General features: G+C 69.8%; 22 protein-coding genes. 1 reads left to right on the top strand and 21 read right to left on the bottom strand.

The window, feature by feature from the left end; translation table 11 throughout:
* Positions 1-37: 37 nt before the first annotated feature.
* The 20 genes from uvrC to GFD30_RS14845 form a co-directional block, all read right to left on the bottom strand.
* On the bottom strand, positions 38-1,921 hold the full coding sequence (gene uvrC, locus GFD30_RS14935; RefSeq protein WP_322633261.1) for an excinuclease ABC subunit UvrC: 1,884 nt from the start codon (positions 1,919-1,921) through the stop codon (positions 38-40).
* A gap of 426 nt (positions 1,922-2,347) precedes the next feature.
* Positions 2,348-3,277 carry a serine protein kinase RIO gene (locus GFD30_RS14930; RefSeq protein WP_153025995.1) on the bottom strand — a complete coding sequence of 310 codons (930 nt, stop codon included), beginning with the start codon at positions 3,275-3,277 and terminating at the stop codon, positions 2,348-2,350.
* 209 nt (positions 3,278-3,486) lie between these two features.
* Positions 3,487-4,308: an ABC transporter permease gene (locus tag GFD30_RS14925; RefSeq protein WP_153025994.1), complete on the bottom strand. Its 822-nt coding sequence runs from the start codon at positions 4,306-4,308 to the stop codon at positions 3,487-3,489.
* Positions 4,298-5,086 (bottom strand): ABC transporter permease, encoded by a 789-nt coding sequence (locus tag GFD30_RS14920; protein WP_153025993.1) that lies wholly within the window; start codon positions 5,084-5,086, stop codon positions 4,298-4,300. The genes GFD30_RS14925 and GFD30_RS14920 overlap by 11 nt, the downstream gene beginning before the upstream one ends.
* Entirely contained in the window at positions 5,086-5,907 is an 822-nt protein-coding gene (locus tag GFD30_RS14915) for an ABC transporter permease (protein ID WP_153025992.1), read from the bottom strand. The genes GFD30_RS14920 and GFD30_RS14915 overlap by 1 nt, the downstream gene beginning before the upstream one ends.
* On the bottom strand, positions 5,900-6,697 hold the full coding sequence (locus GFD30_RS14910; RefSeq protein WP_153025991.1) for an ABC transporter permease: 798 nt from the start codon (positions 6,695-6,697) through the stop codon (positions 5,900-5,902). Before GFD30_RS14910 ends, GFD30_RS14915 begins: the two co-directional genes overlap by 8 nt.
* A 49-nt stretch (positions 6,698-6,746) precedes the next feature.
* On the bottom strand, positions 6,747-7,745 hold the full coding sequence (locus GFD30_RS14905) for an ABC transporter ATP-binding protein (RefSeq protein WP_153025990.1): 999 nt from the start codon (positions 7,743-7,745) through the stop codon (positions 6,747-6,749).
* Positions 7,746-7,796: 51 nt separating this feature from the next.
* Positions 7,797-8,750, bottom strand: a complete 954-nt coding sequence (locus GFD30_RS14900; protein WP_153025989.1) for an MFS transporter permease — start codon at positions 8,748-8,750, stop codon at positions 7,797-7,799.
* Complete coding sequence (locus tag GFD30_RS14895; protein WP_153025988.1) at positions 8,747-9,214, bottom strand: hypothetical protein; 468 nt, start codon at positions 9,212-9,214, stop codon at positions 8,747-8,749. The genes GFD30_RS14900 and GFD30_RS14895 overlap by 4 nt, the downstream gene beginning before the upstream one ends.
* 43 nt (positions 9,215-9,257) lie before the next feature.
* Positions 9,258-10,175 (bottom strand): MFS transporter permease, encoded by a 918-nt coding sequence (locus GFD30_RS14890; protein WP_153025987.1) that lies wholly within the window; start codon positions 10,173-10,175, stop codon positions 9,258-9,260.
* On the bottom strand, positions 10,172-10,636 hold the full coding sequence (locus GFD30_RS14885; RefSeq protein WP_153025986.1) for a hypothetical protein: 465 nt from the start codon (positions 10,634-10,636) through the stop codon (positions 10,172-10,174). The genes GFD30_RS14890 and GFD30_RS14885 overlap by 4 nt, the downstream gene beginning before the upstream one ends.
* Positions 10,637-10,666: 30 nt before the next feature.
* Entirely contained in the window at positions 10,667-11,065 is a 399-nt protein-coding gene (locus GFD30_RS14880) for a thiol-disulfide oxidoreductase DCC family protein (RefSeq protein ID WP_153025985.1), read from the bottom strand.
* Between the two features lie 9 nt (positions 11,066-11,074).
* Positions 11,075-11,893, bottom strand: coding sequence for a shikimate dehydrogenase (locus tag GFD30_RS14875; protein ID WP_153025984.1), 819 nt, complete (start codon positions 11,891-11,893; stop codon positions 11,075-11,077).
* On the bottom strand, positions 11,890-13,158 hold the full coding sequence (locus GFD30_RS14870) for an endolytic transglycosylase MltG (protein ID WP_153025983.1): 1,269 nt from the start codon (positions 13,156-13,158) through the stop codon (positions 11,890-11,892). Before GFD30_RS14870 ends, GFD30_RS14875 begins: the two co-directional genes overlap by 4 nt.
* An 8-nt stretch (positions 13,159-13,166) precedes the next feature.
* Positions 13,167-13,661, bottom strand: a complete 495-nt coding sequence (gene ruvX / locus GFD30_RS14865; RefSeq protein WP_153025982.1) for a Holliday junction resolvase RuvX — start codon at positions 13,659-13,661, stop codon at positions 13,167-13,169.
* Positions 13,661-16,342, bottom strand: a complete 2,682-nt coding sequence (gene alaS / locus GFD30_RS14860; protein WP_153025981.1) for an alanine--tRNA ligase — start codon at positions 16,340-16,342, stop codon at positions 13,661-13,663. Before alaS ends, ruvX begins: the two co-directional genes overlap by 1 nt.
* A 27-nt stretch (positions 16,343-16,369) precedes the next feature.
* Entirely contained in the window at positions 16,370-16,657 is a 288-nt protein-coding gene (locus GFD30_RS14855) for a hypothetical protein (RefSeq protein ID WP_153025980.1), read from the bottom strand.
* A 28-nt stretch (positions 16,658-16,685) separates the two neighbouring features.
* Positions 16,686-17,198, bottom strand: coding sequence for a DUF948 domain-containing protein (locus GFD30_RS26310; protein WP_194201979.1), 513 nt, complete (start codon positions 17,196-17,198; stop codon positions 16,686-16,688).
* A 134-nt stretch (positions 17,199-17,332) separates the two neighbouring features.
* Positions 17,333-17,923, bottom strand: a complete 591-nt coding sequence (locus GFD30_RS26305; protein WP_194201978.1) for a hypothetical protein — start codon at positions 17,921-17,923, stop codon at positions 17,333-17,335.
* A complete protein-coding gene (locus tag GFD30_RS14845; protein ID WP_153025978.1) occupies positions 17,913-19,298 on the bottom strand; it encodes a replication-associated recombination protein A in 1,386 nt (461 codons plus the stop codon). Before GFD30_RS14845 ends, GFD30_RS26305 begins: the two co-directional genes overlap by 11 nt.
* A gap of 164 nt (positions 19,299-19,462) precedes the next feature.
* Here GFD30_RS14845 and GFD30_RS14840 point away from each other — a divergent pair, with 164 nt between their 5' ends.
* Positions 19,463-21,196, top strand: coding sequence for a carbon starvation CstA family protein (locus GFD30_RS14840; protein ID WP_153025977.1), 1,734 nt, complete (start codon positions 19,463-19,465; stop codon positions 21,194-21,196).
* 53 nt (positions 21,197-21,249) lie between these two features.
* Here the strand turns inward: GFD30_RS14840 and GFD30_RS14835 are convergent, their stop codons facing one another.
* Positions 21,250-22,107: a hypothetical protein gene (locus tag GFD30_RS14835; protein ID WP_153025976.1), complete on the bottom strand. Its 858-nt coding sequence runs from the start codon at positions 22,105-22,107 to the stop codon at positions 21,250-21,252.
* Between the last annotated feature and the right edge of the window lie 55 nt (positions 22,108-22,162).

Below are 22,162 nucleotides of genomic sequence, written 5' to 3'. Positions count from 1 at the left end.
GCGCCGAATTGACAAGCGTATAGGTACCAGTCCTGTCTCAAGCGCCGTTGTCATCGGGATTACGCAGATGTGTCTGCAAAGCCTCCGCGAGTTTCGGTCCGATACCGGGCACAGCCTCCAAATCGGACAGTTCGGCTTCGCGGATGCGCTTGACCGAGCCGAACTCGCGCAGGAGGGCCTTCTTCTTCGACTCCCCCAGGCCCGGCACGGGGTCGAGGGCCGAGGCCGTCATCTTCTTGCGGCGGCGGCTCCGGTGCAGGGAGATCGCGAACCGGTGGGCCTCGTCGCGGACGCGCTGCATCAGGTACAGGGCCTCGGAGGTGCGCGAGAGGATCACCGGGAAGTCCTCGCCCGGGAGCCAGATCTCCTCGAGGCGCTTGGCGAGCCCGGCGAGGTTGATCGTGTCGATCCCGAGCTCCGCGAACACCTGCTCGGCCGCCGCCACCTGCGGCTGGCCGCCGTCGACGACCAGGAGCTGCGGCGGGTAGTGGAAGCCGCGCCTGGGCTCGTCGCCCTCCTCCAGCGGCGACCCGGCGGGCTGGTCGGCGAGCTTGGCGAGGCGGCGGCGCAGCGTCTCCTGCAGCGAGGACAGGTCGTCCTTGCGCTCGCCTTTGATGACGAAGCGGCGGTACTCGCTCTTGCGCGGCAGGCCGTCCTCGAAGACGACCATCGACGCCACGACGTCCTCCCCCTGGGATTGCGACACGTCGTAGCATTCGATCCGCAGCGGCGCCTCCGGCAGGTCGAGCGCGTCGGCGAGCTCCTCGAGGGCCTTCGAGCGCGACGTGAGGTCCCCGGCGCGCTTGAGCTTGTGCCGCTGGAGGTTCTCGACGGCGTTCTTCTCCACGGTCTCGGCCAGGGCCCGCTTGTCGCCGCGGCGCGGGACCCGCAGGTCGACCTTGGCGCCGCGACGCTCCGACAGGAGCTCGGCCAGCGCCGCGTGGTCGGACGGCAGCGCCGGGACCAGGACCTCCTTCGGGACCACCTCGTTCTGCTCCCCGTAGAACTGGAGGCAGAACCGCTCCACGATCCCGGCCAGGTCGACCGGCTCGGCCTTGTCGATGACCCAGCCGCGCTGGCCGCGGATGCGGCCCTTGCGGACGTGGAAGACCTGGACCGCGGCTTCGAGCTCGTCGTCGGCCACGGCCATGACGTCGCAGTCGACGTCCTCGGCGAGCACCACGACCTGCTGCTCGATGACCTTGTCGAGGGCGGCGAGGTCGTCGCGCAGCCGCGCGGCCCGCTCGAACTCGAGGGCCTCGGACGCCTCCTGCATCTCGGCGATGAGGCGCCGGCGGACCGGCGCGGTCTCGCCCGCCATGAAGGCGCAGAAGCCGTTCACGAGCTCCCGGTAGTCCTCGGCGGAGATGCGGCCGACGCACGGCGCCGAGCACTTCCCGATGTCGGCGAGGAGGTTCGGGCGGTTGATCCGGTTGCAGCGCTTGAACTCCGTGTCCGAGCAGGTGCGGATCGGGAAGACGCGGGTGAGCAGGTCGAGGGTCTGGCGGATGGCCCACGCCGAGCCGAAGGGCCCGAAGTAGCGGACCCCCTTGCGGCGGGTGCCGCGCATGACCTGGGCGCGCGGGAACTCCTCCCCCACGGTGACCGCGAGCCACGGGTAGGACTTGTCGTCCTTGAACATGACGTTGAACCGCGGGTCGAACTCCTTGATCCAGGTCCACTCGAGCTGGAGGGCCTCGACCTCGGTGGCCACGACGGTCCACTCGACGCTCCGCGCGGTCGTGACCATGCGGCGGGTGCGCTCGTGGAGCCGGGTCTCGTCGGCGAAGTACGAGTTCAGGCGGTTCCGGAGGTTCTTCGCCTTGCCGACGTAGATCACGCGCCGGTCGCGGTCCCGGAACCGGTAGACGCCCGGCGCGGTGGGAATGGTGCCGGGAGCGGGACGGTAGTCAACTGCCACAACACAAGGCTATATGCCGCCCCCGACACCCCATTCCGACAGTGGCTCAGTCCTCCGAGAACAGCTCTTCACACGTCCGCACCCGGCTGGCCGCGCCGCCCACCGCTTGAACTGATCGGAGTCCGTGCAGGTGGCGATCCGGGTGAGCTGCTCCAGTGAGGTGACGACGTTGTACTCCTCGATCAGCGAGACGACGATCTGGCGGGGAGGCGCGATGCCACGGGTCGGTGCAGACGGGCCGGGCCTTCTCCTCTCCGAGCGCGAGCAACTCCCAGGCGAGCCCTGGATCGTCGGCGATCAGCGCCGCCAACGTCTCGTGCCAGTCTCCGGCCATCGGGGGGCTCCGTTTCCGCAGTCTCCATCGGGTGACCGGGTAACGAAGGAGAAGACGGCCCCGACACGGCCGTGTCGGGGCCCTCACATTTGTTACGGCCTCGCCGCCAGGGCCAGGACCTCCGCGTGGAGGTCGCCGACGGCCTCGCGGTCGATGCCTCGGGTCGCGAACCACGAGCCGAGGTTCTCCACGTCCCGGGTCAGGAAGTCCATCCCGAGCGGGTTCGCGTAGATGTCGACGACCTGCGGGAGGTCGAGGACGACGAGCCGGCCCTCGTGGACGACCGTGTTGTACGGCGAGAGGTCGCCGTGGGCGAAGCCCAGTTCGGTCATGCGGCGCAGTGCCTCGGCGGCCTGCTCCCAGAGGCTCTCGACCTCGTCCGGGTCGGGTCGGGTCTCGGCGAGCCGGGGCGCGGCGGTGCGGCCGTCGCCGATGAACTCCATGATGACCTCGGTGCCGTGGACCTGGACGGGGTACGGCACGGGGACGCCGACCTGGTAGAGGCGCTTGAGCGCGTCGAACTCGGCGGCGGCCCAGCGGGTCGCCGCCTGCTCGAGGCCGAAGGTGGTGCGCTTGGCCATGGCGCGGGCGTCGCGCGAGCGCTTGGCGCCGCGCCCGGCGATGTAGTCGCCGGCCCGGTTGAACTGGGTGTGCTCGGCGCTGCGGTAGCGCTTGGAGGCGAGGATCACCGACCGGTCGGTGTCGGGGACGGCGCGTTCGATGAGGAACACGTCGGCCTCTTTACCGGTCTTGAGGACGCCGAGCTCGTAGTCGACGGCCCCGTGGTCGGTGATGACCCACTCGGGGTGGGGCTCGGGGCCGCGCTGGAGCGGCTCGGAGTCCCACCAGATCGACCACCGGTCCCCGGCGGGGGGACGGTCGTCGTTGGGCATCTCGTCTTCGACGGTGCGCATGGACGCGTAGCGCTCGTGGTCTTCGGACGAGAAGATCTCGCCCCGGTTGCGCTGCTTGCGGCCGCGGCGGATGGGCTGGAACGAATCGGATTCGGATTTGCGTGCCAAGGTGGCGGGTCTCCTGTGGAGTATTCCGCGGCACGTGATGCGTTAGAGCGTGCGCGCGGGAGGTGAACTGGGTTTCAAGGCATGGGTGCGGACGACGACAGCCATCAGTAACACCTCCATTCGCACGAGTCCCGGGGCGCGACGCCTCCGGGCAACGGACGCAACTCTAACGGAGCCCTCCGTCGGGGCGCAAGTTCTTTTCCGGCGCCTCAGTGGCCGGCCGAGTCGTAGGCGCGCAGGCCCATACGGAACAGCCAGACCGCGAACGCGGCGGACGCGGCGGCGGCGACGGGCGGGGCGACGAGCCACCACGGGTCGAGGCGGCCGGTGAGGATCTGGACCGGGACGAAGCTGGCGAAGGCCAGCGGGAGGGCGAAGGTGAGGGCGAGGCGGACCACGGCGGGGAAGATCGTCAGCGGGAACCGCATCGACTCGTTCTGGAGCTCGGTGATCATGAACGCGATGATCGGGGTGCGGCCCTGCATCCAGAAGTTCACGGCGTTGCCGACCGTCAGGAGCGCGGCCTGGATCACGATCGCGCACGCAAGGAGGAAGACGCCGACCGGGATCTCGGCGAGGCCGAGGCCCGCGCCGCTCCAGCCGATCGCGATCATGGCGATGCCGAGCGCGGCCTCGCCGAAGACCTGCATGCCGACGTGGTTGGCGCCGACCTGGACGATGACCGGCGCGGGCCGGGTGAGGCGGTAGTCCAGGTCGCCCTGGACGACCATCTTGCCGACCTCCCAGATGCCGTCCCAGAACAGGGCGGTCGAGGACCAGCCGGTGGCGAGGAAGCCCGCGAGGACGAGCATCTCGTGGTAGCCCCAGCCGTCGATGGAGGTCACGTTCGCGAACAGGATGCCGAGGAACGCGAAGAGCTGGACCTGCCAGAGGGTCCCGGAGACGGCCATGACCCAGAAGTCGGCCGGGTACTCGGTGATGGACCGGACGTAGGCGCCGATCGAGCGGCGGTAGACGCCGAACGTGTGGCGGGCGGAGGCGGTGCGGGCGGGGGCGGTGTCAGCCGCCATGGACGGTCACCTTCTTCACGAGCTGGGACCACAGGAGGCGCGCGAGGACCCACAGGCCGACCGACCACGCGGCCTGGGCCGCGAGGAGGCCGAGCGCGGCGGGGAGGTCGACGCGGCCGAGGTAGATCGAGGCGGGAGTGGTGGTGAAGTGGACGAACGGCAGCGACCACGAGACGGTCTGGAGCCACGCCGGCATGAGCGCGAGCGGCACCATCATGCCCGAGAAGAACGCGAGCATCGAGTCGCGGGCCCACTGGACGCCGAGGTAGCGCTGGGTCACGAAGCAGGTCAGGACCGCCAGGTAGTTGATGCCGAACGCGAGCGGGAAGATGAACAGGATGCTCGCGACGGTGAGGGCCGCCGCGAGCACCGAGTCCGGGGGCGCGGGCCGGAAGACGAGGACCGCGGCCGCCGTCCCGAGGATCGCGGAGGGCACCGAGGCGACCATCCCGCCGATGAACTCCCCCGCGCGGGCGCGCTGGAAGTCGACCGGTTTGGTCAGGTCGATCGCGATGAGCCCGTCGAGGATGCGGTTGGCCATCTCCCAGTCCGAGCCGGCCCACGCGAGGGTCGAGGTGAGGAACCCGATGATGAGGTACGCCTTCATCGCGTCCCAGTCGTAGCCGCCCATCTCGCCGTCGCCGATGAGGTGGTTCCACACGGCGAGCCCGGCCAGGAGCGAGAACCCGCCGAAGAGGATGGAGAAGAACCAGGTGCCCTTGTAGGCGATCTTGCGTTTGAACGCGATCGTCGCGAGCGCGACGTCGACCTTCGCCATCAGTGCCCCGCCGAGTCGTAGGCGCGCAGGCCGAGCCGGTACACCCCGGCCGCGAGGACCACCGCGAAGAGCGCGGTCACCGGCGTGCCGATCAGCCACCAGGCGGACATGTGCCCGGCGATGACGGCGACCGGCACGACGTTGACGAACGCCACCGGGACGATGAACAGCGAGATCACTCGGACCGCCGCCGGGAAGACCCCGAGCGGCAGCTTCATCGCACCGCCTTGGAGGTCGATCATGAGGAACGCGAACATCGACATCGGGCTCTTGATCCAGAAGTTCACCGCGCACAATGCGGTGACCAGGCCGCACTGGATGACCGCCGCGCAGGCGATCGCGAACAGGCCCACCGGGATCCACGCGGGCCCGAGTCCCGCGCCGATCCACCCGTAGACGAACATCGCGAACCCGAGCAGCAGCTCGCCGAACGACTGGAGGCCGATGTGCGAGGAGCCGACCTGGAGCACCACCGGCGCGGGCCGGGTGAGGCGGTAGTCGATGTCGCCCTTGATCACCATCTGGCCGGTGCTCCAAGCGCCGTCGAAGAGCAGCGCGTTCGCGCCGCCCGCGATGCTCAGCAGGCCCGAGAGCAGCAGCATCTCGTGGAAGCCCCAGCCTTCGACGTCGGGCACGGTCGAGAACAGCACCGCGAGGAACGCGAACTGGAGCAGGTTCCACACCGCCCCGGCGGAGGCCATGACCCACAGGTCGGCGGGGTACTCGATGATCGAGCGGACCTGCGCGGCCAGCGCCCGCCAGTACATGGCGAGGGCGTGCCGCACCGGCACCGAGTGCTTGAGCGGCAAGGTGTCAGCCACCGTGAACCGTCACTTTCCTGACTGCGAAGCGGAAGACGAGCCGGCCTGCGAACCACAGGCCCACGACCCAGGCGGCCTCGGCCGCGATGAGCCCGAGTGCGCCCGGCACGTCGACCTGGCCCAGGTAGATCGCGGCCGGCGTGGCCGTGAAGTGCGGGAAGGGCAGCGCCCACGAGACGGCCTGGAGCCAGCCGGGCATGAACGCGAGCGGGATCATCATGCCCGAGAAGAAGCTCAGCAGCGCCTCGCGCAGCCACATGATCCCCAGGTACCGCTTGGTCCAGAAGCACACCAGGATCGAGAGGTACGTGATCCCGAAGGCGAGCGGGAACAGCAGCAGGAAGCTGACGGCGGTGAGCACCCCGGCCACCGGGGTGGCGGGGCCGGGCGGGTCGAACAGCAGCCAGGCGCCGAGGACGCCGACCGCGGCGGTCGGCGCGGTGGAGATCATCGAGCCGATGTACTCGGCGCCGCGGGCGCGCTGGAAGTCGACCGGTTTGGTCATGTCGACCGCGATGTGGCCGTCGAGGATGCGGTCGGCGATGGTGAAGTCCGACGCGCCGAAGACCATCGTGGCGGCGATGAAGCCGATGATCAGGTAGGCGCGCATCGACTCCCAGTCGTAGCCCGAGAGGGAGCCGGTGCCGAGGAGGTTGTGCCACATGGCCATCGAGATGAGCATGGCGCCGCCGCCGAGGGCGAGGCCGAACACCCAGCCGGACTTGTAGGCGAGCCGGCGCTTGAACGAGATGACGATGAGCGCGCGGTCGACCGCCGTCGTGTGGCTCATCGGGCGTCGGCTCCGGATCGGGCGGGGCGGGGCGTCGGGTGCGGGCGGGTCATCTGGTGAGCTCTCCGGCGTAGAGGCGGCGGATGACGTCCTCGATGGACGGTTCGGACAGCGACAGGTCGCGGGGGGCGAGCTGCGCGGTGAGGCCGCCGAGCACTTCAGCGGTGGTGAAGCGATTCGATTCGTAGGTGACGACCACCTCGCTGGGCGCTTCGCCCGCGGCCCAGCCGTACTCGGGGAACTTCTCGGCGAGCGCGGGCACGTCGGCGGGGCCCTCGAGGATGAGGTTCACGGCCTTGGTGGTGATGTAGTGGGCCTTGAGCTGCTGGATCGGGCCGTCGTAGGCGACGGTGCCCTTGTCGATGACGACGATCCGCTCGCAGACCTCCTCGATGTCGGCGAGGTCGTGGCTGGTGAGCAGGAGCGTGGTGCCCTCGTCGACGAGCTCGCGCAGGAACGCGCGGAGGCGATCCTTGACGGAGATGTCCAGGCCGATGGTCGGCTCGTCGAGGTACACCATCTTGGGCGCGTGGATGAGCGCGCAGGCCAGGTCGGCGCGCATGCGCTGGCCCAGGGAGAGGGTCCGGGCGAGCGAGGGCATGAACTCGCCGAGGTCGAGGAGCTCGTCGAACTTCGCGATGCGGGCCTTGTAGTCGGCGTCCGAGACGCCGTACATGTGCTTGAGGAGCTTGAGGGACTCCTCGACGGGCAGGTCCCACCACAGCTGGGTGCGCTGGCCGAAGAGCACGCCGATGTCGTGGGCGTTGGCGATGCGCTCGGTGTGCGGGTCGCGGCCCATCACGCGGACGGTGCCCTCGGAGGGGCGCAGGATCCCGGTGAGGAGCTTGACGGTGGTGGACTTGCCCGCGCCGTTGGGTCCGACGTAGGCCACCGATTCGCCCGGTTCGATCGCCAGGTCGATGGCGTCGACGGCGGTGTAGGTCTTGTATCGGCGCTGGGCGAGGTGCTTGAGCGCGCCCTTGAACCCCGGGGCCTTGTCGGGCCGCCGGAACGTCTTCGTGAGGGATCGGGCTTCGAGAATCGGCATTCCTCAACCGTAGGAAGAATCCCTCCGAATACTCAAGCGCGTTTCCGCGGCCTAGGACGCCGGCTCGGCCTCCCGGACGGGCTCGGGGGCCCGCCGCTGGGCCGGGATGCGCTTGCGGGCCTTGAGTTTCGCGCGGACGAGCCCGGGCAGGCGGGGCAGATTGCGAAGCACGTCACGCGGGCGGATGCGCTCGAGCGGGAGGAAGCAGGCCATCGCGACCATGTGGGGCAGGAAGCTGATCTCGACGGCGAGGTAGACCGTGAGGTGGAAGCAGTAGAAGAACGCCACGATGGCGTATTTGAGCCGTTTGGCGGCGACGAACATGACGATCGGGCTGAGCAGTTCGAAGCCGACGATGCCCCACTGGGACATGCGCAGCATCCACGGGTAGTCGAGCATCCAGGTCGAGAACTCGGTGCCGCGGCGCAGGATCGCCCACGTCATGGTGGCGGAGTTCACCCATTCGAAGCCGCCGTAGCGGAACTTGGCCCAGGCCGCGAAGAAGTAGGTGCAGACGACGCCGATCTGGACCAGGTTGAAGCCCCAGCCGACGTGCTCGGAGAGGTTCGCGCGGTCGCCCCACTTCGCCTTCGGCATGGTGGGCAGCAGGAACAGGAGCAGGAGGAACCCGAACTTGCCGTGGTCGACCTTCCCATAGGACATCGCGATGATCATCCACTCGAAGTACGCGGCGGCGACGATCCAGCCGAACAGGCGCGGCGCCTTGCCGAACATCATCGGGACCGAGGCGGCGAGCAGGACGATCAGGGTGCCGACGACGATCCAGTAGTCCGGGGTCGGGAAGATCGGCAGGACGCGGGCGATGAACAGCGGCTGGTACAGCTCGCCGGGGACGTGGCGGTGGCCGAGGATCCACGGCATGTACCACCACCAGTCGACCCAGATGAACGCGCCGGCGAGGAACCGCATGGCGGCGACGCGGCCGAGTGCGACGGGCTGGAAGAACCAGCCGGTGGCCTTCTGCGCCAAGGGGAGCTGGGTCACGCGTCCTCCTGCCGGGTCCAGGTCGCCTCGACGACCTCGACGACTTCGCCGGTCTGGTAGCCGTCCTCGAGCCGGTAGCGGCGCTCGATGATCTCGACGGTGACGATCTCGGGCTTGTCGGGGTTCGTGTTCTCGTACGCCTCGGCGATGTACTGGAGCAGCGAGGGGTCGTCGATGAAGCGGCCCTTCTGGCCTTCGAGTTCGGCGCGGCGGAAGCCGGTGATCCGCTCGGTGAGCGAGAACCGCTCGCCCTCTTCGTTCACGGCTTCGACGCGGGTCGATCCGGCCCAGCCGTCGAGCTCCTTCGAGAACGAGTACATCTTGAAGGGCGCGAAGGGGAAGAAGTCGTCGGCGCCCCAGAAGGTGGTGGCGGTGACGAGTGCGAGCACGGTCATCGTGATCGAGACGCGCACGGCGCGTCCCGCGGGCCGGACTTCGGAGAGGCGGGGTTCGTCCACTGACACGGCAAGAGTATGGCACGGGCCCGCCCGCGCGGGCCGCCCCGCGTCAGGGGCTCGACTCGAACTGGGGTTCGGGTTCGCGCGCGGCCGGTTCGTCCTTCGGTGTCGTGAAGCGCGCCTTGGCGTTGCGGTACATGTCGCGGGGGTCGATGCGTTCGAGCGGCAGGAAGCAGGCCATGGCGACCAGGTGCGGCAGGAAGCTGATGCCGAGCGCGGCGAAGACCGTCACATGGAAGCAGTACAGGAACGCGACGATCGCGTACTGGACCTTCTTCCAGCGGTACACGAGCAGGACGACCGGGGTCAGGAGCTCGAACGCGATCATGCCCCACTGGGCGGCGTGGAGGAGCCGCGGGAAGTCGAGCATCCACTCCGAGAAGACCGTGCCGCGGCGGATGATCGCCCAGGTGAAGACCCCGGAGTCGGCCCAGTCGAAACCGCCGTAGCGGAACTTCGCCCACGCGGACAGGAAGTACGTGCAGACGACGCCGAGCTGGACCAGCTTGAAGCCCCAGCCGGCCCGCTCGGAAGGGGTCTCGCGGTCGCCCCACCTCGCGCCGGAGGGCATCATGCACAGGACCAGCAGGAGGGTCATGAACCCGAAGCTGGCGTGGTCGACCTTGCCGTACGAGTTGGCGATGATCATCCACTCGAAGTAGGCGACGAACAGGATCCAGCCGAACAGCTTGGGCCGGTAGCCGAACATCATCGGGGTCGCCGCGGCGAGCATGACGACGAGGGTGCCGGTGACGGTCCAGTAGTCCGGCGCCGGGATCGGCAGGACCCGGCCGATGAACAGCGGCTGGTAGAGCTCCTCGGGCACGAACCGGTGCCGGAAGATGAAGGGCATGTACGCCCACCACTCGATCCAGACGTAGAGCCCGGCGAGGAAGCGCATGGCGGCGACCCGGCCCAGCGGCACGGGTTCGAAGAAGAAGCCGTTCACGGCGGTGCGGACGCTCACGAGGCGCCCTCCTCGGTCCAGACGGCGACGGTCTCCTCGGTCTCCTCGCCGGTGCGCGCGCCGTCGACCAGCTCGTACCGCTTGACGATGATCTCGGCCGCGACGATCTCGGGCTCGCCGGGGTGGGCGGCCTCGTACGCCTCGGCGATGTACGCGAGCAGGCCGGGGTCCTCGCGGAAGCGGGGAAGCTGGCCTTCGAGTTCGGCGCGGCGGAACCCCGTGTCGTAGTCGCTGATGGCGATCCGCTCGCCTTCGGCGTCGATGAGGATGACGCCGGTGCTCTTGACCCAGCCGTCCGGGTCGGTGGCGCGCGAGTACATCTTGAAGGGCGCGAAGGGGAAGTAGTCGTCCTCGCCCCAGACGGAGGTCGCCATGAGCGCGAGGACCATGGCGACGGCGGCGGCGACGCGGACGGCCTTGCCGGTGCGGCTCAGGGGGCGTTCGGTGCGCTCAGCGGGCATCGCCAGAGTATGGCATATCGGGAATCCCGCTCACTGCTGGCCGCGGAGCCGGTCCCGCTCGGCCTGCGGCAGCGAGCACGCGGCGGTGCCGCCCGGGAGGCGGTGGCGGTTGCGGGCGATGAGCCGGTACAGCGGCCACGCGATCCACGAGACGGGCCGCAGCGACAGGACCCAGCCGAAGGGCCGCCAGTACCACTGGGCGCGGCGCAGGAGCACCGCGATCGCGTCGGGACCCGAGCGCTGGAAGCTCATCTCGACCCACTGGACGGCCTCCTCGGCCTCCTTCTGGGTGACGCCGATCGCGTCGATGTCGGCCCACTGCCACGGGACGACCTTCGCGGTGGTGCGGATGTGCTTCTCGATGAAGTCCGCGCAGGTGGTGCAGAACGCGCAGTCGCCGTCGTAGATGAAGTAGTGCTCGTCGCTCATGGGGGTCCTTCACTCGGTCCGGGGCGGGACCGCGTCGTAGAGGGCGCGGCGCATCGCCGCGACCGGGGCGTCGGCGACACCGGTGAACTGGGTCCACTGGCGCACGGCCTGGGCGAGCAGGAGCGCGAGGCCGTCGAGGACGCGCACGCCCCGGTCGGCGGCGGACGCGGCGAGCGGGGTCGGCCACGGGTCGTAGAGGATGTCGAACAGGACCGCGTCGGCGGACCAGTCCAGGCGCAGGTCGTCGGTGACACCTTTGGGGACGGTGGCGACGACGAGGTCGGCGCGGCCGGCCCGGGCGGCGTCGGCCCAGTCCGCGGCGGTGAGCCTCAGACCGAGGCGGGCGGCGACCGGTTCGAGTTCCCGGATCGCCTCGCGGCGGCGGGCGTACACGGTGACCTCGGCGGCGCCGAGCTGCCGGGCGGCGGCGAGCGCGGCGCGCGCCGAGCCGCCGGCGCCGAGGACAGCGACGTGCTCGGCCTCCTTCATGCCGGTCTCGGCGAGCGCGTCGACGATCCCGGGCGCGTCGGTGTTGTCGGCGAGGCGGCGGCCGCCGCGCAGGACGAGCGTGTTGGCCGCGCCGATCGCCTCGGCGACCGGGGTGGCCTCCTCGGCGACGTCGAGGGCGACCTCCTTGAGCGGCATGGTGAGCGAGAGCCCGGCCCAGGTCGCGTCGAGTCCGTCGACGAACGCGGCGAGCCCGGACTCGTCGCACTCGTGTCGCGTGTACGTCCAGTCGGCGAGGCCGGCGGCGGCGTAGCCGGCGTTGTGGATGACCGGGGAGAGCGAGTGCCCGATGGGCTTGCCGAGGACTGCTGCCTGCATCATTGGATGCCGTTTTCCTCCGCGACCTCGATGTTCTCCTGGTGCTCCTCGTAGGTCTCGGCGAACAGGGCCGAGCCGTCGTCGTACGCGGTCACGAAGAACAGCCAGTCGCCCGTCTCGGGGGACACGGACGCCTCGAGTGCGGCCGCGCCCGGGTTCGAGATGGCGCTGGGCAGATAGCCGGCGTGCTGGGGGGCGCTCGGGGACCACGGGTTGTCGGGGTCGCGCATGACCGCGCCCCAGTCGATGTCCTCGCCGGAGGTGATGGCCTCCTCGCCGTTGAGCAGGCGGCCGTAGTTCCAGATCGCCTCGGACTCGAAGCAGTTGCAGTTGGTCTGGTTGTGCGAGTACGGGTTGACGTACAGCTTGTTGTACATGACCTGGGCGATCTTCGGGTCGTCGGTGGCGATGCCGGACTCGGACTGGACGATCGAGGCGACCTGGAGGGCCATCCACGGGTAGACCTTGAACTCGCCGTTCGTCGGCGGGTAGAACGTCTGGTTCTCCATGGCGCTCGGGTCGTACTCGGGGTCGGGGTCCTGGATCTGGGTGACCTTGTCGAGGAAGCCGATCTCCTCGATGGTCTGGTTGAAGCGGCTGACCATCTCGGTGAGCATCTCGGCGGCGGTCCAGGTCTCGTCGAACTCGTACGCGGCCGGGAACAGGAAGCCCTCGACGGACTTGACCTGCCGGTCCGAGAAGCCTTCGAACCAGAGCGGGTCGACGCCGAGCGCCTCCGGGTCCTGGGCGGCGGCCTCGAAGTCCTCGATGGGGACGCCGGTGTAGGAGGAGAGGATCTCGTAGATTTCGAAGGACCGCTTGCCTTCGGGGACGACGACGTGGTCGAACGTGAGGTTGTCCGGGTCGGTCATGAACGCCAGCGCCGCGGCGGCCGACATCTCCTCCTCCATGGCGTAGGAGCCCGCCTGGATGCTGGTGCCGGAGTCGCCGTCGTCCTCGGAGGCGTTGAGGAACGCCTTCGCGGAGGCGACCACGCCCTGGGCTTCGAGTTCGGCGGCGATGTCGGCGACGGTCCAACCCGTCTCGACGGTGATCATGACCTGGTTGCCGTTGCCGTCGCCGGTGTAGTCCTCGGCGACGAAGTAGTCCTTGACGATGTTGTTGTACGCCCACCAGCCGCCGACACCGATGACGCCGAAGAGGGCGACGACCAGGGTCATGGCGATCAGCGATTTGCCGGAGTCCTTGCGCCGGTGGCTCCTGGGCGCCGCCGAACGTTCGTCCTCGGTCCTGAAGTCGCCGAGCATCCTGTTGCCTACCTCCGCCGCCGGTCCAACCAATGCTGAAGGATCTCCACCGCGGCCGCCTGGTCGACGATGGAGCGCTTCCGCTTGCCGCGCACGCCGCCTTCGTTGAGGCGGCGAGTGGCGACGGCGGTGGTCATGCGCTCGTCGGTCAGGGTCACCGGCGTTGGTGAGACGTGGTCGGCGAAACGCTCCACCCAGGCTCGGGTGTGGGCGGCTGCCGGCCCCTCCTCACCCGAAAGAGTAACGGGTAGGCCGACGACGATTTCGACCACGTCGAATTCCCGAGCCGTTTCGGCGATTTCTTTTATATCGGCGGGAATGTCCTCACCAGCGGTTTTGAGGTCGCGACGAACGGTGGCGACCGGGGTGGCGATCAATCCGTCGGGGTCGCACACGGCGACGCCGATGCGTGCTTTGCCGAGATCGATGCCGAGACGGCGGCCCCGCACCCACGGTCCTTGCGGACCGTCCGCGGGTGCGGGGCCGTTCGTGGCGTCTTCCATTACGCGGCGATGGCGCGGACGACCGCGTCGAGGAGCTGCGGGGCCTGGTCGGCGGGAACGCCGCCGCCCTGCGCGATGTCGTCGTTGCCGCCGCCCTTGCCCGACAGCGCGGCCTTGACGAGGGCCGCCGCCGAGACGTGCTGCGCCTTCGCCGCCGCGTTCGCCGCGACGACGATGCTGGCCTTGCCGCCCGCGGCCGCGACGACCGCGGCCACGCCCGGCTGGTCCTCGGGCAGGTGCCCGCGGATCTGGAGCGCGAGGTTGCGGACGTCGCCGCCCTTGGTGCCCTCGGGCGCCTGGATCGCGGCGACCTTGACGGCCCCGACCTGCTTCGCGGCGGCCGCGAACTCGGCCGCGCGGCCGGAGACCAGCTTCGCCTGGAGGCCGGCGAGCTCGCGCTCGGCGTCCTTGGAGCGCTGGAGGATCGCGCGGACCCGCTCGAGGACGTCGCCCCGCTGCGCGCCGATCTCCTCGGCGATCTGCGAGACGAGGTCGCGTTCGCGGGCGAGGTAGCGGTACGCCTCCATGCCCGTGGCGGCCTCGACGCGGCGCTGGCCCGAGCCGACCGAGGACTCGCCGGTGAGGACGAGCGGGCCGATCTGGGCCGAGTGCGACACGTGCGTGCCACCGCAGAGCTCGCGCGACCAGGGGCCGCCGATCTCGACGACGCGGACGGTCTCGTCGTAGGTCTCGCCGAACAGCGCGACCGCCCCGAACTCCTTGGCCTCCGGGAGCGTCATGTACCTGACGGCGACCGGGAGGTCGTCGCGGACGGCCTTGTTCGAGACCTCCTCGATTTCGCTCTTGGTCTCGTCCGAGAGCTTCGAGCGCCACGAGAAGTCCAGGCGCAGGTAGCCGGGCCGGTTGAACGAACCGGACTGGAGCGCGGTCGGGCCGAGCACCTCGCGCAGCGCCGCGTGCACCACGTGGGTGCCCGAGTGCGCCTGGCGGGCGCCGAGGCGCCACTCCGCGTCGACGGTGGCCTCGACCTTGTCGTCGAGGACCAGTTCGCCCTCCAGGACGCGGACCTTGTGGACCACCAGCTTCTTGACCGGGCGCTGCACGTCGACGACCTCGGCGAAGAGGCTCGGGCCGACGATCTTGCCCGCGTCGGCGTGCTGGCCGCCGGACTCGGCGTAGAACGGGGTCCGGTCGAGCACGACCTCGCAGATCATCCCCGCCTTCGCGACCGGGATCGGCCGGCCCTCGGAGAGGAGCCCGATCACGCGGGACTCGGTCTCGAGGGTCTCGTACGCCTTCCAGTCCGTCGGGCCCTGCTCCTGGAGGAGCTGCCAGTACGCGGACAGGTCCGCGTGGCCGGTCTTGCGCGCGGCCGCGTCGGCCTTCGCACGCCGCCGCTGCTCCGCCATGAGCTGGCGGAAGCCCTCCTGGTCGACCGAGAGGCCCTGCTCCTCGGCCATCTCCAGGGTCAGGTCGATCGGGAAGCCGTACGTGTCGTGCAGCTCGAACGCCTTGGACCCGGACAGGGTCTTCCCGCCCTCGGACTTGGTCTCGGTGACCGCGGTGTCGAGGATGGTCGTGCCGTGCTTGAGGGTCTTCAGGAACGCCTCCTCCTCGCCGTACGCGTAGGAGGAGATCCGCTCGAAGTCCTTCGCGAGCTCGGGGTAGGACGGGCTCATGCAGTCGCGCGCGACCGGCAGGAGCTCGGGCAGCGCGGGCTTGTCGTAGCCGAGCAGGCGCACGGCGCGGATCGCGCGGCGCATGATGCGGCGCAGCACGTAGCCGCGGCCCTCGTTCGAGGGCACGACGCCGTCGCCGATGAGCATGAGCGCCGAGCGCACGTGGTCGGCGATGACGCGGAACCGCACGTCGTCCGGGTGCGACTCGGAGGCCGTGCGCGACGACGAGACGCCGTAGCGCTTCCCCGTCAGCTCGGACGCCTTGTCGATGAGCGGGCGGACCTGGTCGATCTCGTACATGTTGTCGACGCCCTGGAGCAGGGCGGCCATGCGCTCCATGCCCATGCCGGTGTCGATGTTCTTCTTCGGCAGGTCGCCGGTGATCTCGTACCCCTCCTTGGCGGGGCCGCCGCCGCGGATGTTCTGCATGAACACGAGGTTCCAGAACTCGAGGTAGCGGTCCTCGTCGACCTCGGGGCCGCCTTCGGGACCGTAGTCGGGACCGCGGTCGTAGTACAGCTCCGAGCAGGGGCCGCACGGACCGGGGATGCCCATCGACCACATGTTGTCGGCCTGGCCGCGGCGCACGATGCGGTCGAGCGGGAGACCGATCTGCTTGTGCCAGATGTCGATCGCCTCGTCGTCGTCGAGGTAGACCGTGGCCCAGATGCGGTCGCCGTCCAGGCCCAGGCCGCCGGACTCGAGCGAGCCGGTGGTCAGGTCCCAGGCGAACCGGATCGCCTGCTCCTTGAAGTAGTCCCCGAAGGAGAAGTTGCCGTTCATCTGGAAGAACGTGCCGTGCCGCGAGGTCTTGCCGACCTCGTCGATGTCGGGCGTGCGGATGCACTTCTGCACCGAGGTCGCCCGGTTCCAGTCGGGGGTCGCCTGGCCCAGGAAGTAGGGCACGAACGGGACCATGCCCGCGGGGACGAACAGCAGGTTCGGGTCCTCGATCGCCGGCAGCGGTGCGCTGGGGACCACCGTATGGCCGTTTGACTCGAAGAACTTCAGAAATCGGCGTTGGATTTCAGCGGTCTCCATGGGCACCTCCTTCAAGGTCTCGCACTGCTAGAACGACCGGCCGGCGGCCTGGTCGTCGACTTCTTCCTCGCTCAGGAGCGGCGAGATGTCCTCGCCGCGCTCGATCGCGTCGTACAGCTCGGCCTCCTTGGCCTGCCGCGCCTCGGAGACGTCGGCCCAGAACGACTTGAGCGATTCCCTCATTTCAGCACCGGCACCGCCGATCCGCTCCGCGACCCCGCCCGGAGTGACCGACTCGGCCGCCTTGGTGAGCTTGCGGACCACCACGACGCCGACCACGACGCCGATGCCTACCCAGATCATCCGCTTGAGCACGGGGACCCCTCAATCCGTTTTCCGACTGTCACTTCGCGGCGCGCTTGCGGGACGCCTTCGCCGCCCGCTTGGCCTCGCGCTTGTTCTGACGGGACGCCTCGACCATGCGGCGGACCTGGTCCTCGTCGTAGCCCTGGTTGCGCTTCTTCACGGCCGTGCGCAGGCCGAACCCGAACGCGGCGGCCTTGACGAGGGGCGAGCCGACCGCCGAGACGACCAGGCTCGTGATGTTGGCGACGTTCGACGACACATGCGCGGCGTTGGTCGTGATCGAACCGACCTTCTCCAGCTCGCCTTCGACCTGCACGAGGGAGGCGTTCACATTGTCGAGGGTCGCGTTGGCGTTCCTCAGGATCGGGCCGATCTCGTGATCGACCTTGTCGAGCACGCGGTTCACCCGGTTCACCGTGCCGGTGAGTTTGCGCAACAGACCGACTGCGAGGATGAGGGAAACGATGAAGATGGCGACCGCGACGATCAGCAGCGCGACCTCCCAAAGCCCCACGTTCGTGAACTCCACTGCCAACGTCTCGCCTGGCACAGCTCTTCCCCCTTCGCTGAAGTATTGGCCGACCGGTACGGCTGACGATTCATCCCGGTACTCGCATGAGAGCGACGCAGCCCCGACCTTACCTTGCGGGATCGGACATCCCACGCAACGGGGCGCGCCCGGCACTAACCCGCTTCGGCGAGCGTCGCCCGGTCCTCGGCGAGCCTCGGCAGGGCCGCCTGGGCGGCGACCACCGCGGTGACCTCGGCGCCGACGCACAGCTCGTACCGGTCCCCGCACTCGACCGGGACCACCCACAGTTCGAGGTAGAGCTCGTCGCGCACGTAGCAGCCCTCCTCGCCGACGCCGCCGACGCACAGGGCCGGGTCGGCCGGGGTCCAGCCCGCGTCCAGCACCGCCTTCCAGTACACCTCCGAGGTGTCCTCGACCGTGCCCTCGGACTCCCAGGTGCGCATCCGCACCCGGCACTCCCCCACGCACCAGCGGCTCCCGTAGGTCTCGTCGGCGACGCTCACCGCGGCCCACGCCGGCACCGCCAGCTCGTCCACGGCCCGGCGCGTCGGATCGACCGTGACCGCGCGGCCGACGAACAGGACCGCGGCCACGAGCAGCACCGCCGAGGCCGCGATCGCGACCACGCCCATGCGCAGCCGCTCGATCCGGGCCCCGGTGTCCTCGAGCGCCGACGCGACCCGGCTCGAGGTGCGGTTCGCGGCGCGGCTCGGGGCCCGGTGCGGCGGGCCGTCAGTCGCCATCGGCCGGCCTTCGCGCCTCCTCGCCCTTGCGGACGATCCGGCGGAGCTTCTCCAGGCGCGGGCCGATCTCCGCCTCCAGGCCGTGCCGGGTCGGCCGGTAGTAGTCGCGGCCGGCCACGACGTCGGGCGCGTACCGCTGCGGGACCACCCCGCGCGGGTCGCCGTGCGGGTAGACGTACCCGGTGCCGTGGCCGAGCGCGCCGGCGCCCTTGTAGTGGGCGTCGCGCAGGTCCGGGGGCACCGGGCCGATCTTGCCTCGGCGCACGTCGGCGATCGCCTCGTCGATCGCGGTGATGACCGCGTTCGACTTCGGCGCGGTCGCCAGGTGGGCGACGGCCTGGGCCAGGTTGATGCGGGCCTCGGGCATCCCGATGCGCTCCACCGCGGTCGCGGCGGCGGTGGCGGTCTGGAGCGCGGTCGGGTCGGCCATGCCGATGTCCTCGGACGCGAAGATCACCAGGCGGCGGGCGATGAACCGCGGGTCCTCCCCGGCGACGACCATCCGCGCCAGGTAGTGCATGGCGGCGTCCACATCGGACCCTCGGAGGCTCTTGATGAAGGCGCTGGCGACGTCGTAGTGCCCGTCGCCGTCCCGGTCGTAGCGGACCGCGGCCGTGTCGATGGCGGCCTCGACGACCGCGACGGTGATGACGCCGCCCTCGTCGACCGAGAGCGCGGCGGCCTCGAGCGCGGTGAGCGCCTTGCGGGCGTCGCCGGCGGCGGTGCGGACGAGGTGCTCGCGGGCCTCGGGTTCGAGGACGACCTCGCCGCCCAGACCGCGCTCGTCGGCGACGGCCCGGTCGACGAGCTCCCCGACGTCGGTGGCGTCGAGCTCCCGCAGCGTCAGGAGCACGCAGCGGCTCACGAGCGGGGCGACCACGGAGAAGTAGGGGTTCTCGGTGGTGGCCGCCAGGAGCGTGATCGTGCGGTCCTCGACCGCGCCGAGCAGGGAGTCCTGCTGGGTCTTGGTGAAGCGGTGGACCTCGTCGATGAACAGGATCGTCTGCGGGCCGCCGGTGCGGCGCACGCGCCGGGCCTCGTCGATGGCGGCGCGCACGTCCTTGACGCCGGAGTTGAGTGCCGACATCGCACGGAAGCGCCGGTCCCCCGACTGGGCGACCAGGTGCGCGATGGTGGTCTTGCCGGAGCCGGGCGGCCCCCACAGGATCACCGAGAGCGGCTGGCGGCCCTCCACGACCTGCCGCAGCGGCGAACCGGGGCCCAGCAGGTGGTCCTGGCCGACGAGCTCGTCGAGGGTGCGCGGGCGCATCCGCACGGCCAGCGGCTCGTCGCCGGTGGCCGCGCCGGTGCCGAGGATCCCCGAGCCCTGCGGCTCGGGCGGCTGGGCGATTTCGAACAGTCCTGGTGCGTCCATCTCGCCACCAGCCTAAGCCATCTGCATGAGCGAACCGCAGATCCGCGGTCGAACCGGCGGAATCGCCGCGGACCATCCGGAATGCATTGACAGGGGTCAATCGATGCCCCTACGGTGAAGGAACCGAGATGTTGCCCACCTCACAATCACATTGGGAGGCAATGATGCCCGCAATGGTCCTGGCGATATCCGTCCTCGCGCTCTTCGCCTGCGGATTCCTCTTCTACGCCCGCTATCTCGCCTCGAAGGTCTACCGGCTCGACCCCGCCTACGTCACGCCCGCGCACCGCTTCAACGACGGCGTCGACTTCGTCCCCACCAACCGGCACGTCCTCTTCGGCCACCACTTCACGTCCGTCGCCGGCGCCGCGCCCATCGTCGGGCCCGCCATCGCCGTCTACTGGGGCTGGCTCCCCGCCCTCATCTGGATCGTCGTCGGCACCATCGTCGCCGCCGGCGTCCACGACATGGGCGCCCTCGTCCTCTCCGTCCGCCACAAGGCCAAGGGCATCGGCACCCTCACCAAGGACGTCGTCGGCCCGCGCGCCGGGACGCTGTTCCTCGTCATCATCTTCTTCCTGCTCACCCTCGTGAACGCCGTGTTCGCGGTCGTCATCGGCAACCTGCTGGTGGCCTATCCCGGATCGGTCATCCCGATCTTCGCCGAGATCCCCATCGCCGTCGCCATCGGCTTCTACGTCTACAAGCGCCGCGGCGCGGCCCTGGTCCCGAGCCTGCTCGGCGTCGCCGCACTCTACGTGCTCATCTGGATCGGCAACGAGATCCCGGTCGACATCACGCCGCTCGCCGACGCCATCGGCGTCGACAACCCGCGCAACGTGTGGATCGTGATCCTGTTCGTCTACACGTTCATCGCCGCGCGCATCCCGGTGTGGATGCTGCTCCAGCCACGCGACTACATCAACTCCCACCAGCTCTTCGTCGCCCTCGCCCTCGTGCTCCTCGGCGTCGGGGTCGGCTGGAACACCGTCGTCGCGCCCGCGCTGAACACCGTGCCCGAGGACAGCCCGAGCATGTGGCCGTTCCTGTTCATCACCGTCGCCTGCGGCGCGATCTCCGGCTTCCACTGCCTCGTCTCGTCGGGCACCACCTCGAAGCAGCTCGACAAGGAGACCGACGCCAAGTACGTCGGCTACGGCGGCGCCCTCGGCGAAGGCACGCTCGCGCTCTGCTCGATCCTGGCCGTCAGCGCCGGCGTCGCGGCCTCCCGCGCCGACTGGGACGCCCTCTACCCCGATTTCGCGACCGCCTCGGGCGGCGCCACGTCGAACTTCGTGGGCGGCATCGCCGTCTTCGCGAACAACCTCGGCATCCCCCTCGACGTCGCCGCGATCTTCGCGGCGGTCGTCGTGATCTCCTTCGCCGCCACCACCATGGACACCGGCGTCCGGTTGCAGCGCTACGTGGTCCAGGAGATCGCCGAACTCGCCGGATGGCGCCGGGTGGCGGACCACCTCACCCTCGCCACCGCGATCGCCGTCGCCATCCCGCTCGCACTGGCCCTGATGCCCGGCGGCGAGGACGCCGGGTACGCCTTCGGCGTCCTGTGGCAGCTCTTCGGCACCACGAACCAGCTCCTCGCCGGGCTCGCCCTGGCCGTGATCGCGGTCTGGGTGACCAAGCGGCGCTCGAACCCGATCGCGATCCTCGTCCCGCTCGTGTTCCTGGTGGGGATGACGGTCTGGGCGCTGATCGTGAACCTCGGCAACTTCATCGAGCAGGGCGAGTGGGTGCTCGCGCCGCTCGACGCGATCATCTTCGCGCTCGCCGTCTGGATGATCGTGGAGGCCGCCAGGGGCCTGGTCGCGGCCTGGGGCGACCGCGACGGCCCGGCGCGGACCGCGCCGTCCGAGGACCTGGAGGAGGCCCGGGACTGAAAAGGCGGCAGGGCCGCCGCACCGGTCGGTGCGGCGGCCCTGTCGGGTTCGGGCTAGGAGGCCGAGCCCATGAACTCCTCGAACGGGACGAGGTTGTCGGTCTCGGGGGCGGCGATGTCGTACGAGCCGCCGATCTCGACGACCTCGCTGGTCATCGACATGGTCATGCCGTCCATCTCGGGCAGCTCCATGGACATCGACTTCAGCAGGCCGTCGTCGTCGAGCGCGACGGTGACCTCGATGGACTCGAGCGCGGCCGTGTCGGCGGCCGAGGCGCCTTCGGTGAACGCGGCGAGCGCCTCGGAGTCGGCGGCGAGGGTGCCGGTGTAGGTGTTGTCGGCGGTCTCCTCGACGTTCTCGAGGCTCGAGAGCATCATCTCGGTCTGGGACGCGAGGTCCATGCCGCCGAACTGGGAGTAGACCTCGCCCATGTCGCCTTCGGTGATGTCGGCGGTGAACCAGACGTCCTCGCCGTACTGCTCGGTCATGCCGTCGAACATGCCGCCGGTGATCTGCATGTAGGCGGTCTCGCCGATGACGATCGTCTCGGTGTGCATGTCGCCGAAGAGGGCGGCCATGGCCGGGTCCATCTCCTCGCCGGAGGCCTCGGCCATGGCGCTCATGAGGATGTCGCCGGTGGACTGGGCGTTCTCGCCGTCGACGGTGGTGGTCATGGAGACGAACTCCGCGCCGTTGACCGTCATGGTCGACTCCATCTTGTACGAGTCGTCCGAGAGGCCCTGGAAGGCGGCCGCGACGGCCTCCTGCGGGGAGAGCGCGACGTTCGCGTTGTCGCCGTCGCCGGAGCCGCCGGCGGTGTCGTTCGCGCCGTCGCCGCAGGCGGCGAGGCCGAGACCGAAGGCGGCCACGGCCACCGCGCCGGTGACGCGCAGGGAGGTACGGGTGTGCATGGATGTGCTCCTGGGAATCGGGGATGGTGTTCCGAGTCCGAGCTTAAGGGACGGC

Origin of the sequence: Glycomyces albidus, assembly GCF_009451885.1 — a bacterium.
Taxonomy (GTDB): Bacteria; Actinomycetota; Actinomycetes; order Mycobacteriales; family Micromonosporaceae; genus Glycomyces; species Glycomyces albidus.
The sequence above is the reverse complement of the archived record's forward strand: the minus strand, read 5'-3'. Positions and strand labels throughout refer to the sequence as shown.